Origin of the sequence: Luteibacter sp. RCC_6_2 (assembly GCF_041360655.1) — a bacterium.
Taxonomy (GTDB): domain Bacteria; phylum Pseudomonadota; class Gammaproteobacteria; order Xanthomonadales; family Rhodanobacteraceae; genus Luteibacter.
Genome location: NZ_JBFUPQ010000007.1, coordinates 75155 through 89718 on the forward strand (window position 1 = coordinate 75155; position 14564 = coordinate 89718).

14 protein-coding genes and 1 tRNA gene are annotated in these 14564 nt (G+C 66.6%); 4 read left to right on the forward strand and 11 right to left on the reverse strand.

Features of this window, described 5'->3' with window-relative positions; all coding sequences use genetic code 11:
- Positions 1-10: 10 nt before the first annotated feature.
- The 7 genes from AB6730_RS09470 to ispE form a co-directional block, all read right to left on the reverse strand.
- Positions 11-478 carry a MarR family winged helix-turn-helix transcriptional regulator gene (locus AB6730_RS09470; protein WP_371023367.1) on the reverse strand — a complete coding sequence of 156 codons (468 nt, stop codon included), beginning with the start codon at positions 476-478 and terminating at the stop codon, positions 11-13.
- A 185-nt stretch (positions 479-663) separates the two neighbouring features.
- On the reverse strand, positions 664-1755 hold the full coding sequence (gene ychF, locus AB6730_RS09475; RefSeq protein ID WP_371023368.1) for a redox-regulated ATPase YchF: 1092 nt from the start codon (positions 1753-1755) through the stop codon (positions 664-666).
- Positions 1756-1789: 34 nt separating this feature from the next.
- Complete coding sequence (gene pth / locus AB6730_RS09480; protein WP_371023369.1) at positions 1790-2368, reverse strand: aminoacyl-tRNA hydrolase; 579 nt, start codon at positions 2366-2368, stop codon at positions 1790-1792.
- A gap of 129 nt (positions 2369-2497) precedes the next feature.
- On the reverse strand, positions 2498-3139 hold the full coding sequence (locus AB6730_RS09485) for a 50S ribosomal protein L25/general stress protein Ctc (protein WP_371023370.1): 642 nt from the start codon (positions 3137-3139) through the stop codon (positions 2498-2500).
- A gap of 79 nt (positions 3140-3218) precedes the next feature.
- Positions 3219-4157, reverse strand: coding sequence for a ribose-phosphate diphosphokinase (locus tag AB6730_RS09490; RefSeq protein WP_306850676.1), 939 nt, complete (start codon positions 4155-4157; stop codon positions 3219-3221).
- A gap of 71 nt (positions 4158-4228) precedes the next feature.
- Positions 4229-4305, reverse strand: a tRNA-Gln gene (locus AB6730_RS09495).
- Between the two features lie 66 nt (positions 4306-4371).
- Positions 4372-5760, reverse strand: coding sequence for a 4-(cytidine 5'-diphospho)-2-C-methyl-D-erythritol kinase (gene ispE / locus AB6730_RS09500; protein ID WP_371023371.1), 1389 nt, complete (start codon positions 5758-5760; stop codon positions 4372-4374).
- 131 nt (positions 5761-5891) lie between these two features.
- Here ispE and AB6730_RS09505 point away from each other — a divergent pair, with 131 nt between their 5' ends.
- Complete coding sequence (locus tag AB6730_RS09505) at positions 5892-6227, forward strand: hypothetical protein (protein WP_371023372.1); 336 nt, start codon at positions 5892-5894, stop codon at positions 6225-6227.
- A gap of 158 nt (positions 6228-6385) precedes the next feature.
- Here AB6730_RS09505 and AB6730_RS09510 read toward each other — a convergent pair whose 3' ends face one another.
- The 3 genes from AB6730_RS09510 to AB6730_RS09520 form a co-directional block, all read right to left on the reverse strand.
- A complete protein-coding gene (locus tag AB6730_RS09510) occupies positions 6386-7651 on the reverse strand; it encodes a retroviral-like aspartic protease family protein (protein ID WP_371023373.1) in 1266 nt (421 codons plus the stop codon).
- 208 nt (positions 7652-7859) lie between these two features.
- Entirely contained in the window at positions 7860-8468 is a 609-nt protein-coding gene (gene lolB / locus AB6730_RS09515; RefSeq protein ID WP_371023374.1) for a lipoprotein insertase outer membrane protein LolB, read from the reverse strand.
- A gap of 191 nt (positions 8469-8659) precedes the next feature.
- Complete coding sequence (locus AB6730_RS09520) at positions 8660-10414, reverse strand: tetratricopeptide repeat protein (protein ID WP_371023375.1); 1755 nt, start codon at positions 10412-10414, stop codon at positions 8660-8662.
- A gap of 92 nt (positions 10415-10506) precedes the next feature.
- Here AB6730_RS09520 and hemA point away from each other — a divergent pair, with 92 nt between their 5' ends.
- The 3 genes from hemA to ppk2 are packed head-to-tail and all read left to right on the forward strand — an operon-like array spanning position 10507 to position 13714.
- Entirely contained in the window at positions 10507-11778 is a 1272-nt protein-coding gene (gene hemA, locus AB6730_RS09525; RefSeq protein ID WP_371023376.1) for a glutamyl-tRNA reductase, read from the forward strand.
- Between the two features lie 31 nt (positions 11779-11809).
- Positions 11810-12892, forward strand: a complete 1083-nt coding sequence (gene prfA, locus AB6730_RS09530) for a peptide chain release factor 1 (protein ID WP_371023377.1) — start codon at positions 11810-11812, stop codon at positions 12890-12892.
- 48 nt (positions 12893-12940) lie between these two features.
- Positions 12941-13714: a polyphosphate kinase 2 gene (gene ppk2 / locus AB6730_RS09535; protein WP_371023378.1), complete on the forward strand. Its 774-nt coding sequence runs from the start codon at positions 12941-12943 to the stop codon at positions 13712-13714.
- On the opposite strand, the gene AB6730_RS09540 is transcribed toward ppk2, so the two are convergent.
- The gene (locus AB6730_RS09540; RefSeq protein WP_371023379.1) at positions 13708-14562 is read right to left on the reverse strand and encodes a cytochrome c oxidase assembly protein; all 855 of its coding nucleotides are present in this window, start codon (positions 14560-14562) and stop codon (positions 13708-13710) included. The two genes, ppk2 and AB6730_RS09540, sit on opposite strands and share 7 nt — an antisense overlap.
- Between the last annotated feature and the right edge of the window lie 2 nt (positions 14563-14564).

The following is a 14564-nucleotide window of genomic DNA, read 5'->3' on the forward strand; positions in this document are numbered from 1 at the left end:
AGGCGCCGCTTCAGTTCCTGTTGCCGTCGATCAGGCTCGACCGCAACGTCTCCAGTTGGCGCTTGAGTCCGATCAACTCATCGACTTCGCAGCCGGTCGCGCAGAAAACCTCTTCCGGCACGTGGCCCGCCTTTGCGCGAAGCGCCTTGCCTTCGTCCGTCAGGGTGACGATGACCTGCCGCTCGTCCTGCGTGCCGCGCGTACGCTGCACAAGCCCCGCCGATTGCAGGCGCTTGAGCAAGGGAGTGAGCGTGGCGGAGTCGAGGTACAGGCGCTCACCCAGTTCGGAGACGGTGATCCCGTCGCCCTCCCACAGCACCAGCATGACCAGGTACTGCGGGTAGGTGAGATCCAGCTTCGCCAGCAACTGGCGGTAGAGCTTGCCCATGGCCAGGTTCGCCGAATACAGGGCGAAGCACAGTTGCCCGTCGAGGGTGCGCGGGGGCTCGAGGCCGACTGGCAGGGACTTCTTGCTCATGAGGCCAAGGTAGGGTCGCCGAGATTGGATTGCAAGCGATTCAATTGTGCCTGATGAGCCCGGGCCCGCTGCCGCGGGATCGCCGCTGAAGCGGCTCCCACAGGGCTCCTCGGGGCTCCCTGGGCCAATGAGCCCACGGAGCTTTTTAGGGCCTTTCTTCCACAGGGGGCCCGGGGGAATTTCGGTCAGACGTTGAAGCGGAAGTGCAGGATGTCGCCTTCCTTGACGAGGTATTCCTTGCCTTCCAGGCGCAGGCGGCCGGCTTCCTTCGCGCCCTGCTCGCCCTTGAACTTGATGAAGTCGTCGTAGGCGACCGTTTCGGCACGGATGAAACCGCGTTCGAAGTCGGTATGGATGACCGCGGCGGCCTGCGGCGCGGTGGAGCCGGCGCGGACCTGCCAGGCGCGGACTTCCTTTTCGCCGGCGGTGAAATAGGTCTGCAGGCCGAGCAGCTTGTAGCCTGCGCGGATCACGCGGTTGAGACCTGGTTCGTCGAGGCCGAGGTCCTTCAGGAACTCGTCGCGGTCCGCGTCCTCGAGCTGCGCCAACTCTTCTTCGATGGCGGCGCAGACGGGGACCACCTCGGCGCCCTCCGCGACGGCGTGCGCGCGCACGGCATCAAGATGCGGATTGTTCTCGAACCCGTCCTCCGCCACGTTCGCGATGTACATCAGCGGCTTCATCGTGATCAGGAACATGTCGCGGACGAGGGCCTTCTCTTCGGCATCGAGGCCGGCCGAACGCGCCGACCTGCCCTGGTCGAGCACCTTGGCGAGCTTCTCGAGCACCGGCTTCCTCGCCAGGGCGTCCTTGTCGTTCGCCTTGGCCGAGCGGGTGGCGCGGTCGAGGGCCTTCAGCACGGCCTCGAGATCGGCCAGCGCCAGTTCCGTGTCGATGGTCTCGATGTCGGCGATCGGGTCGACCTTGTTCGCCACGTGGATCACGTTGCCGTCTTCGAAGCAGCGCACCACGTGCGCGATGGCATCGGTCTCGCGGATATGCGCGAGGAACTTGTTGCCCAGGCCCTCACCCTTCGACGCGCCGGCGACAAGGCCCGCGATGTCGACGAACTCCATCGTGGTCGGGATCACGCGCTGCGGCTTCACGATGGTGGCCAGCTCGTCCAGGCGCGGATCGGGCACGGGGACGATGCCGGTATTCGGCTCGATCGTGCAGAACGGGAAGTTGGCCGCGGCGATGCCGGCCTTGGTCAGCGCGTTGAACAGGGTGGACTTGCCGACGTTGGGAAGGCCGACGATGCCGCATTTGATGCCCATGGCGAATCTTGTGTCCGGTTGGTGTTGGGGGCGGTCAGGCGACCGTGTGCAGGCGTTTCATCGCCTCGTCGAACTTGCCGTCGAGCGCCAGCGGCAGCACGTCGAACGCGCGCCCGATGCCGTGCATGATGGCGTCCTCGTCGGCCGCGTTGGGGCGGCCGAGCACCCACGGGGTGACCTTGTCCTTGTGCCCCGGATGGCCGATGCCGATCCGCAGGCGATGGAACTTGCCGTGGCCCAGGTGGGCCACGATGTCGCGCAATCCGTTCTGGCCGCCGTGGCCGCCATCGAACTTCATGCGGACGGTGCCGGGCGGGAGGTCCAGTTCGTCGTGAGCGACGAGGCACTCCTCCGGCGCGATCTTGTAGTAGCGCAGCGCCGAGGCGACGGCGATGCCACTCTTGTTCATGAACGTCGCGGGCTTGAGCAGCCAGACGGTGTCGCCCCCGATGCGCAGCTTGCAGGTCTCGCCATGCAACTTGCCGTCGAAGGCCCAACGCTCCCCCTGGTCCATGGCCAGGGCGTCGACACACCAGAACCCGGCGTTGTGCCGGGTCCTGACGTATTCGGCCCCGGGGTTACCGAGGCCGACGATAAGACGAAGTGTCGCCATTGCTTTCATCAGAAACATGTGGGAGCCGATTCATCGGCGAAAAGCCAACGAAGCGGTGACGCCGTGGAGCGATGACGCCGTGATGCCGTGACGCCCATCGCCGCTGAAGCGGCTCCCACAGGGTGCTGATTACTTCTTTTCGTCGGCCGGCGGGGTTTCGCCACCCTCGGCGGCTGCCGGGTCGACTTCTTCCTGGATCGAAGCCACGGTGACGACGGCGACGTCGTGCTCCTTGCCGAGGCCCAGTTCCGGGATTTCCACGCCGGCCGGCAGCTTGAGGTCGGACAGGTGGATGATGTCGCCGGCCTTCAGGTTGCCCAGGTCGAGTTCGATGAACTCCGGCAGGTTCTTCGGCAGGCACGAGACGGTCACTTCCGTCAGGTTGTGCGAGATCACCAGACCGGCGGTCTTGCCGGCCGGGGACTTCTCCTGGTTCAGGAAGTGCACCGGAACGGCGACCTTGATGGCCTCGTTCTCGTTCACGCGCTGGAAGTCCATGTGCAGCATGAGCTGCTTGAACGGATGCTTCTGCCAGTCCTTGATCAGGACCTTCTGCTTCTTGCCGTCGACGGTCAGTTCGATCACCGACGAGTAGAACGACTCGAAACGCGAGCCGAGCAGCACGTCGTTGTGAAGGACCTGGATCGCCTGCGGGGCTTCGCCCGCGCCGTACACGATCGCCGGCACGTAGCCCGCGATGCGAAGGCGGCGGCTCGCACCCTTCCCTTCCACACTGCGGCTCGTGGCCGTGAGCTGATGATTGGTAGCCATGGTGTTGCCTCAAGTAAACCGCCTCGCGGCGGTGGGTAAAGGGCTCCCCCGCGACCAGGGGAGCCCGAAAAACGGTGGATCAGTCGATGTAGAGCGAGCTCACCGATTCGCCGAAGGCGATGCGGCGGATCGTCTCCGCGAGCAGTTCCGCGACCGACAACTGGCGGATTTTCGCACAGTTACGGGCGTTGTCGCGCAACGGCAACGTATTGGTCACCACCAGCTGGTCGAGCTGGGAGTGCTCCAGGTTGTCGATGGCGGCACCCGAGAGCACCGGGTGCACGCAGTAGGCGACGACCTTTCGGGCGCCCTTTTCCTTCAACGCCGCCGCGGCGGCGCAGAGCGTGCCGGCGGTATCGACGATGTCGTCCACCAGCACGCAGGTCTTGCCTTCCACGTCGCCGATGATGTTCATGACCGTGGCCACGTTCGCCTTCGGGCGGCGCTTGTCGATGATCGCGAGGTCGGCGTCGTCGAGGCGCTTGGCGAGCGCACGCGCGCGCACCACGCCACCGACGTCGGGGCTGACCACGATCAGGTCGTCCATGCTGTGGTGACGCCAGATGTCGGCCAGGAGCACCGGCGAGGCGTACACGTTGTCGACCGGGATATCGAAGAATCCCTGGATCTGGTCCGCGTGCAGGTCGATCGTGAGCACGCGATCCGCCCCGGCCGTGGCGATCATCTTGGCGGCCAGCTTCGCCGTGATCGGCACGCGCGCCGAACGCGGGCGGCGATCCTGGCGGGCATAGCCGAAATACGGCATCACCGCGGTGACACTGCCGGCCGAGGCGCGCTTGAGCGCGTCCACCAGGACCAGCAGGTCGAACAGGTTCTCCGCGCTGGGCGCACCCGTCGGCTGGATGACGAAGACTTCCTGCTTGCGCACGTTCTCTTCGATCTCGACCTGCGCCTCGCCATCGCTGAACCGGCCGACGAGGGCCTTGCCCAGCGGAATGCCGAGACGGGCGGCGACATCGTCGGCAAGCGCGCGGTGCGCATTGCCGCTGAACAGCATCGGGGTGGACGTATCCACGGAGGAACTCCTGGCGTGAGAGTGGGTTGGCTCGTCTTTGCCACCGCGAACGGTGGCTGGGGCGGCAGGATTCGAACCTGCGCATGCGGGAATCAAAATCCCGTGCCTTAACCAGCTTGGCGACGCCCCAACAATTCGTTCCAGCGAGCCGATCCGCTCGCCATGGTTTTGCCGCAGCCCGCGGCCCTACCCGTCCTTACGACACGATTCCCCTCGCCTCGACCCGGCTCCGCGCCATGAGCAGCGGTGAAGGATCGACGCCCGCCGCCACATGGGCGGTGAAGCCCCCGGGACAGCGCGAGGCGACGCCAAGCGCCGCCTCGTGGGTTCTCGTTTCCAGGAAAACGCAGCCGCCGCTGCCGGACAGGCGTGCATGGCCGAAGCCTGCCAGCCAGTCGAGCGCCGCGGCCACCCGCGGATGGCGCGCACGGACCACCGGTTCGAAGGCGTTTTCCGCCGAATCCCCGGAAACAAAGGATGAAATTGTCGCCCGCGGGGCGTTACGTGTCAATTCGGAAGCGGCGAACAAGGCCGCCGTGGGCACGTGTTCGTGCGGATCGACCACCACGTACCAGCGCCGCGGCAGCGGCGTGGGAACGAGCCGTTCGCCCACGCCCTCGGCCCAGGCCGAGCGGCCGCGGACGAAGACCGGCACGTCGGCACCCAGCCTCAGCCCCAACGCCGCCAGGGTGTCCTCGTCCAGGCCGGTGCCCCAGAGCGTGTTCAGCCCCACCAGGACGCTTGCCGCATCCGAACTTCCGCCGCCCAGGCCACCGCCCATCGGGATGCGCTTGGACACCGCGATCTCGGCGCCCAGCGCCGTACCGGTCTCCGCCGCCAGAAGGCGGGCGGCGCGGATCGTGAGGTCGGCATCCTCGGGGACGCCCGCCACGGGCGTGGGGCGGGTGATCGCCCCATCGGCGCGGACGCGCAGGCGTACCTCGTCGCCCCAGTCCAGCAGGCGGAAGACGGTCTGCAACTCGTGGTAGCCGTCCTCACGGCGCCCGACGATGCGCAAGAACAGGTTGAGCTTCGCGGGCGCCGGCCAAACCGTCCAGTCGCCCTCGGCCAGCGGCTCCAGTTCGCGGCTCATGAACACGCGCAGGTGGTCGGGGAAGCCGTTCTCGCGGTCGCGCGCCAGGGCCCGCGCGAACACCGGGGCATGCTTGTCGACCACCCGGAACCCGTGCTTCGCGTAGAACGGCGCGTTCCAGGGCACGTCGGCGAGGGTGCCGAGGTCCACGCGCGAATAACCGGCCTCGCGAGCCCAGGCGCAGGCGTGTTCGAGCAGCGCGGCACCGACGCCCTTGCCACCGAAGGCGGGCAGCACGTCGATCTCGGCGACGCCGATGGCATCGGCCGCACCGTCGGTGTCGAGGCAGACGAAACCGATGACCTCGTCTTCCACCGAAGCGACCCAGACCAGGCCACGCGCGGTCAGCTGGCGGACGATGTCCGGCGGCAAGGCCATCTGCGAATACGACGGCCATGCTTCGTGCCCGCGGAACAGCTCGACCGCCGCGCGCTCGATCGCGCACAAGTGCTCGGCATCGTCGTCGTGGGCGCGGGTGATGGTGAAATGCATGGAAGGGAGGAGCCCGGTCGAAGGCGCGGAGTATACCCGTGCCGCGACAGTGCACTTTTAATCACGACCCAACGGCCCTGCCAACGAGACGGTAACGCCGGACACGAACGGTACGTCCATGCGGGAGTACCATGACGCTGACGGCGGTTGCGGTTGGTGATGGGGAGGACGCAATGAATACTACCGGATCAAGAAGCGCCAATGCCCTGGCCGTCGTTTACATCGTGGGCGGTGTCGCCTATGCCTTATGGCGACCGACGCCAGCCAATTTTGTGATCATGGCATCGATGCTGCTGCTCGCATGCAATATGGCGTTTACGCCCGGACCGCCTTTGCGCAACACGATTCGAGAAGTCTATGGGCAGGCTCTGGCTGGGACATATCGCACATCCATGGCGGCAAAACTCGTGACCATCGCCGCACTCGTGCTGTTTGTGGCTGGTGTTTACCTGAACCTTTCGCAATAAGATCAGGGCGTTTCCTCGACCGGGGATTCGTGGCCGAATTTCAGGTGTGTCCAGCGTCGCCGCGTCACCATGCACACTGCACGTCCATGGTGAAAGACGCACGGTCTAGACCTGGCTGGGGCTTTTTCGAAACTGGTGCACTCGCTGCGACCGCAGGATCACTGCCCTTCTCCATTTGGCAGCACGCAGCCCTTTTGCTGCGCGAAAGACAGCCATAGCGTTCTACCGAAGCTGAAAAATCCATTTCCAACTGTCAGGTCCTGGGCGGCTTCGCCGGACACGACCCGCACGTCGACCCTGGTAGGCGCCGCGCCTATGCCAACGGACTGGGACGCGAAAGACGAATGTAGTTTGGAAGGACCTGAAATCGTCATGACATCGATCAGCTTGCCCGGCGCATCGCCTGCCTGTGCGCGACGCGACACGGCCGAATTGCTACCGGTATCGACCATGAACTCCTTCGGCGCGCCATCCACAGTGCCTGTGATCAACAGGTACGCGGGACGCGCTCCCAATTCCGACCGCAAGAACAGGCGGCCCGAACACGCCCCAGGCAGCTTGCCTCCTCCGAACGCCACGCCCCGATCGCTGATGCGGATGGGATCCGGGAGTTGTGCGAGCACGTCTAACCCGAGCACTGAAAACGGTAGATCCCATACCCCAACGTTGGCGTGATTCAATCTGAACCCACCCAACTCCAGACTCTCAAGCTGGGCAGCCTTGACCTCGACCCCTTTGGCAGCCTGCGTGGATGCAACCTGCATCACCGTCGCGGGCACTTGCTTCGCCTTCACTTGCTCGGCATCCACGCGGGAAAGGACAGTGATCTGCGTTCCGGTATCCACCGCCATCGCCAGAGGCATCCCGTTCGCCTTGGTCTTCACCGAGAGCACTCCATGCAGCGCCCCCGGATCTCCATTGCCCGATGGGATGATCCCGGTGTCAACGCTACGGGACGAGGTCGGCGCTGGCATGCCGGCGAACACCGAGACGTCGGGCGCTTCCAATGACGCGACACGAAGTTCAATACCGGGGTTCTTTGGCAATTGCGGGTACGCCTCCCGGCGTACGCGGGCCGCCTCGGCCGACCAATCGGCAAAGCGCCCAGCGAGCACGGCATTGCCCACGCGCAACTCGCCGCAAGCAATCATGAAGTCGACAGCAGGCGGATGCAGCGCCTGGGCTTTCGCATAACATTCGGCTGCGTTCTTGTCGGAGCCGGCAATATCGAACCGTGCCCGTGCCGCTGCGGCTTCGGCGAATAGGCGCGGTATCGGGCCTGGGGACCGAAGGGCGTAAGCGTCCAAGGCCTCGGAGTTGCCTTGAACAGCCATCTGCATCAAGGGTGACTCGCTACCCAGCTTGATGTAGACGACCTTGTCGGCGTGCACCCATCCGCTCATAAGCAGCAGGGCGATGACCATGGCTGGACGCACCGCGACGGCATGCCTCGGTGGACTGGCAACCTGAATGGTCCCACATGTCGGCACGGCCCGTGCCTTCAGTGCTTCTTGCCGGAAAAGCTCCATGGCCTCCCTGCTCTGCTTTACTCCCCCGAGTGCAAAACATTCGCATGTTCTTACGCGCAAAAAAAGTGACCCCGTTCACAGGGCATCCAACGGCTGCTAGCGCCTATTTCCCGAAGGACCAGTCCTCGATCGACAGCCGCACCTTGTACGGCGCCTTCTCGGCGAACACGCGCACGGGCATCGGCGGTTGCTTCCCGGCGTCCCACTGCCGGTAGTCGACCGTCCAGCCGTCCTGCACCAGGCGCGACGGCAGGCGGTCCGCCCCGAAGACGATGTCCGCGGGGCCGGTGTCGGCGCGCAGGCCGAGCACCCAGCGCTTGAGTTCGGTCATCGGGATCTGCCAGCCCACGGCGCTGGCCATGAGCGATTCCGCGTCGGGACCGCGGCGCGTGCCGCCGTCCAGGCCTTCCAGCTCGGCACCTTCGGGGCCGCCGGTGAGGCGGAAGCTGCGGCCGGTGACGGGTGCGCGCACGGTGAATTCATAGCGTTCGCCGTCCTGGCGCCAGGTGAGTCCGCCGGAACCGGAGTCCTTGCCGTCGGAGACGGAGAGCCGGCCTTGCAGGGTCCAGTGATCGCTGTCGGCGAGGCTGCGTTCGCGTTGTTCCTGCATGCCGAGGGTGACGGCGTCGCCGGCCTGGTGGACGGGCGGACGAGTCGTGGCGCAGGCGGCGAGCAGGAGGACGATCGCCGCGAGGAGTAGGTGCCGGGTCATCGGTGGGGGAAGCTCGGGGGTGGGGCGGAGGACGCGCTGCGTAGGAATCGCCGCTGAAGCGGCTCCCACAAGGGCCTCGATCGCGCTTCGCGGGGGGATCGCCGCTGAAGCGGCTCCCACAGGGATTCGCGCGCGCCTCGTGATGTCGTGTGGGAGCCGCTTCAGCGGCGATGGGTGCTTGCGAACGAGCATCAAGGATTGAGCTTCCGCTCGGTCTTCTGCAACGTGGCGTTCTTCGGATCGATGCGGCGCACCTCGTTCAGCAGCTTGCGCGCTTCGTCATGCTGGCCACGGCTCCATAGCACCTCGGCCAGATGCACGCCGATATCGGCATCCTTGCGCTGGGCCCAGGCGCCGCGCAGGGTGCTTTCGGCCTGGTCCAGCTGGCCCTGGCGAAACTTCAGCCAACCCCACGAGTCGGCCACGGACGGATCGTCCGGCCGCGCCGCGCGGGCGGCCTGGATGAGGCTCTGCGCTTCACCGAGATCACGGTCGTTGTCGGCCAGCGTATAGCCCAGCGCATTGCTGGCCTCGACATCGCCGGGCTTCAGTTCGAGCACCTTGCGGAAATCGGCCACGGCCTGATCGATCCGCCCGGCCTCGGCGTAGGCCAGGCCTCGGCCGTAGAGCATCTCCGTGTCGTCGGGCTTCACGCGAAGCGCCTTGTCGTAAGCGTCGACGGCGGCATCGAAGCGGCGCGCGTCCATGTACAACTCGCCGTCCACCGCGAACGCCTTGCGCAGTTGCTCGGGGCGATCGGCGTAGGTGGTCTGCAGTTCGGCCACGATCTCATGGGCGTCGTCGTCCTTGCCTTGCAGGTGCAGGATCACGGCGCTGCGCACGGAGGCATCGAAGATGCGCGGATCGTCGTCGCCCACGGCGGCGTACCAGTCGAGCGCGTCCTCCTGCTTGCCGAGCAGTTCCGCCAGTTGGCCGAGCGTGAAGGCGTTATCGGCCTGCACGTCGTCCGGCTGCTTGCGGATCTCGTCGTAGAGGCGGCGGATCGCCGCCTTGTCGCTGGCACGCGCGGCCAGCGTCATGCGCATGGCGTAGGTATCGCCGTTCTGCGGACCACCGGCGAGGAGTTTCGTCGCGGATTTCTCGTCCCCGCCCTGGATCAGCAAGGTGGCGTAGGCGAGGCGCAACCGGGGATTCTTCGGGTCCTTCGCCACGGCCTTGGCGAACAGCTTCTTCGCGCCTTCCTTGTCGCCGGCACGGAACTTCTGCTGCCCCGCCCAGGCATAGGTGGTGCCATCGTGAAAACGGGTCAGCGCCGCGTCGCCGACGGTCTTGGCGTAGTCGTGGCGACCCAGGTTCTCGCCCAGTTCGCTCATCGCCAGCCAGGCGGTGGAATCGTTCGGCAGGCGCTGCGGCGTGGCGATGCGCTCGAGCAGGATACCGGCCTGGGCGGCATCGCGCGCGTTCACCAATATCCGCCCGAATTCGCGCCAGGCATCCGGATCGCCCGTGGCGACCAGGGCCTCCAGCTGGCGCTGGGCGTCGGCGGTGTCGCCCCGGTCCAAGGCCATGCGCGCGCGCCCGGCGGCCAGTTCGGCGGGCTTGGCGCCCAGCGCCGCCCAGCGGTCGAGCGCCTTGCCCGCGGCCGCCTGGTCGTGCACGGCCAGGGCCAGTTCGGTGGCCCGCGCGGCCACCTTGGGGTCGTCGCTGAGCGCGGCGGCCCGTCCGTAGGCTTCCGAGGCGCCGTTGAGATCGCTGGCGGCGAGGGCGAAGTCGCCGGCCATCAGCTGGGCCTGGAGATCGCGCTCGGGCGGGACGATGGCCACCTGCAGGCGGTCCAGCGGCTGCACGCCCGTGCGGACGGCCTTCGGCGCCTCCACGGGAGCCGTGACGCAACCGCCCAGCGCCGCCGCCAGCGCGGCCAGGACCACAAAATGCCGCACTTGCTTGAACTTGGACCGACCGCTCAGCACACTACTCTCCGTCATTCCCGATAGGCGTCTGCAAGCGCCCGACGCCTTGTGAGCGCACAATGCGCCCTTAGCTTAGCCGACGCCACCCAAGCCGACCCAAGCCCGTCATGCCACTCATCGCCCTCGGGCTCAATCACCTCACCGCGCCGGTCAGCCTGCGCGAGCAGGTGGCATTCGACGCCACGGTGGCACCGGAGGCGCTGGGCGACCTCACCCGGCAACCCGGGATCGAGGAGGCGATGATCCTCTCCACCTGCAACCGGACCGAGCTCTATTGCAGCGTGGCGGAGGGTTTCGAGTCGGTACCCAGCCAGTGGCTGTCCCGGCAACACCGATTGACCCCGCAACGCCTCGACGAGTTCCTCTACCGGCACGACGAACACGACGCCGTGCGCCACATGTTCCGCGTGGCCACCGGGCTCGATTCCATGGTGCTGGGCGAACCGCAGATCCTCGGCCAGGTGAAGGACGCCTACCAGCAGGCGCGGTCGGCGCAGAGCCTGCGCGCGCCCATGGAACGGTTGCTCCAGCACACCTTCGCCGTGGCCAAGCGCGTGCGCACGGATACCCGGATCGGCGCGCACACGGTGTCCGTCGCCTATACCGCCGTGCGGCTGGCCGAGCAGGTGTTCACCGACCTCCGCCAGGCTTGCGTGCTGCTGATCGGCGCTGGCGAGACGATCGAGCTGGCCGCGCGCCACCTCGCCGACAAGAACGTACGCCGGCTGATCGTCGCCAATCGCACCCTGGAGAACGCACAGGAACTGGCCGGCCGGTATGGTGCCTACGCCATCTCGCTGGCCGACCTGCCCCGCCACCTCGCCGAGGCCGATATCGTCATCACCTCCACCGCCGCGCGACAGCCGGTGGTGACCCGCCGCATGGTCGCCGACGCGATCGCCGCGCGCCGGCGCCGGCCGATGTTCATGGTCGACATCGCAGTGCCGCGCGACATCGAGGCCGAGGTCGCCCAGCTCGACGACGTCTACCTCTACGGCATCGACGACCTCAAGCAGGTGATCGACGAGAACCGCCGCTCGCGCGAACTCGCGGCCCGCGAGGCCGACGCCATCATCGACCTCCAGGTCGAGCGCTACATGGCCTGGCGCCGCGCCCTGAGCCTGCGCAATCCCGCCGTGGACATGCGCGTCGCCGCCGAGGCCCAGCGCGACGAGGTCCTGGCCAAGGCGCAGGCGATGCTGGCCCGGGGCCGTCCCGCCGACGAAGCCCTCGCCTTCCTCGCCAACACCCTGACCAACAAGCTCCTGCATACGCCCAGCGCACGCCTGCGCGATGCGGCCATGTCCGGCGACCTCGACCTGCTTCATGCCGCCGGGCGGCTCTACGGACTGGACCCGGACGACGACGTTTCCGCATGATGTACGGCTACAGCCGGACCTCGTGCCCCGAATGACTCCCTCGATCCGCCGCAAACTCGAAGCCCTCGCCGAACGCCACGAGGAGATTGGCCTGCTGCTCGCGCAGCCGGACGTCCTCGCCGACGGCCAGCGCTTCCGCGACCTCTCGCGTGAATACGCCCAGCTCGAACCCGTCGCCTTGTCCCTGAAGGACCACGACCGGGCCGAGCGCGAACTCGCGGAATCCCGGGCCATGCTCGACGATCCCGAGATGCGCGACATGGCGTCCGACGATATCGAACGCATCGAATCGCACCTGGCCCGGCTCGACAGCGAGTTGCAGATCCTGTTGCTGCCCAAGGACCCGCGCGACGAAGGCAACCTGTTCCTCGAAGTCCGCGCCGGCACCGGCGGCGACGAGGCGGCGATCTTCGCCGGCGACCTCTTCCGCATGTACGCGCGCTACGCCGAACGCCAGCGCTGGCACGTGGAAATCCTCAACGCCAACGAAGGCGAACACGGCGGATACAAGGAGATCGTCGCCCGCATCGAAGGCCGTGGCGCCTATTCGAAGCTGAAGTTCGAATCGGGCACGCATCGCGTGCAACGCGTGCCGGAAACGGAATCGCAAGGCCGTATCCATACTTCCGCGGCCACCGTCGCGATCCTGCCCGAGCAGGACGAGGTGGACGACATCGAATTGCGCGACGCCGACCTCAAGGTGGATACCTTCCGCGCGTCCGGGGCCGGTGGACAGCACGTCAACAAGACCGATTCGGCCATCCGCATCACCCACCTGCCCACCGGCACCGTGGTCGAGTGCCAGGACGAGCGCAGCCAGCACAAGAACCGCGCCCGCGCGATGAGCCTGTTGAAGGCCCGCCTGCTGGACGCCGAGCGCAGCAAGCAGAGCGCGGCACAGGCGGAATCACGCCGCTTGCAGGTGGGCTCCGGCGATCGCAGCCAGCGTATCCGCACCTATAACTATCCGCAGGGCCGGATCACCGACCACCGCATCAACCTCACGCTGTACCGGCTGACGGAAGTGATGCAGGGCGATCTCGACGAGTTGATCGACACCCTCACCCGCGAACACCAGGCGGACGAGTTGCAGACGCTGACGGCGGGCGGCTGAGGGCGTCTTGCCGCACAATGCCCCTCACCTCCCCCGCGGAACGCATCGATGGGCAAGAAAAACAAGGCTTACGAAAAAGCGCTCGAAGACCTGCAAGTCGAGCTGGTCGGCCTCACCCGCTGGCTGCGCGCCACCGGCAAGCGCATGGTCGTGATCTTCGAAGGCCGTGACGCCGCGGGCAAGGGCGGAACGATCAAGGCGATCACCGACAAGCTCGACACACGCGCCGCGCGGGTCGTGGCGCTCGGCAAGCCTTCCCCCGGCGAAGACACGCAGTGGTATTTCCAGCGCTACGTCGCCCATCTGCCCCAGGCGGGTGAACTCGTGCTGTTCGACCGCAGCTGGTACAACCGCGCCGTGGTGGAACCCGCCATGGGCTTCTGCACCGACGAGCAATACGATGCCTTCATGAAGGCCTGCCCCACCTTCGAGAAGCAACTCACCGATGACGGCATCCTGCTCTTCAAGTACTGGCTTTCCGTGGACCAGGACCAGCAGGAGGAACGCTTCGCCGAGCGCGCGGCCGATCCGCTGAAGCGCTGGAAGCTGTCGCCGGTGGACCTGAAGGCGAGGGAAAAGTACGCCGAGATGGGCGACCTGCGCGACGCGATGATCCAACGCACGGACACGCGGGACGCCCCCTGGTTCGTGGCCGACTTCAACGACCAGAAGACCGGGCGCCTCGACCTCATCCGCCACCTGCTCGACCAGGTGCCCGACAAGATGTGCCCCGACAAGGAGTTCGTCCTTCCTCCGCTGAAGGGGAAGCCGAAGAAGGACAAGGTCACCCGCAAGGCCACACGCGTACCGAAAGCCTACTGACCCGCCGTGGCTCGCCGCCGCACGGGCGCCCTGCGTGGCAGGCGCCCGTTGCGCGACAACCGCAACCACTGACGCAAGGCCAACAGGCCACCGGCCGATTCGATCATCGCCGCCGGTACCCACATGATCACGCCGCCGATCAGCTGGCCGGTGAGCACGTTGAGCGTGAACGCCCGGCCGCAGATCTCGAAGATGGGATAGAGGTCGGTCTTCGAGAAGGTGACGATCGCGCCGGCCACGATCTGTGGCGTCATCGTGATCCCCGGCGACAACACCCGCCAGCCCGGCGCCATCCGGCCGGGTGGCTTGGGCCGGTGATCGAGCACGAGCCACCAATAGGACAGGCCCGACAGCACCATCGACCAGTTCATCGCGCGATAGATGCGCCAGTCCAGCATCGCCAGGGTCTGCATGTCCGGAATCAGCCAGACGAGGATCAGGGCGACGAAGAAGACCGTGACGAAGGCGGGGTTGAACGCCAACGCGGCGAATACGCGCCACGGCGAGGACCGCTGCGCCCGGCGCAACCGTACGCGCCATGCGAGCGGCAGCCCCGCGCGCAACGCGGTACCCGGATAAGCGGCGATGAGCAGCAGCGGCGCCAGGTGGTGCAGCAGCACCTGCTGGATGCGATGCATGAAGAACTCATGCTCCGCGAAATAATCGAAATACGTATGCAGGGCGATGTAGACCATCGCCATCCCCGCCCAGAACGCGGCGCGCCGCTCCATCGGTACCCGCAGGCGGCGCGACCCTCGCACGTACAGCCATGCCACCGAGACGAAGACGGCAAGGAAGACCCAGGAGAATTCCCAGGGAACGATCCATTTCAGCACGCCGTCGAGCACGT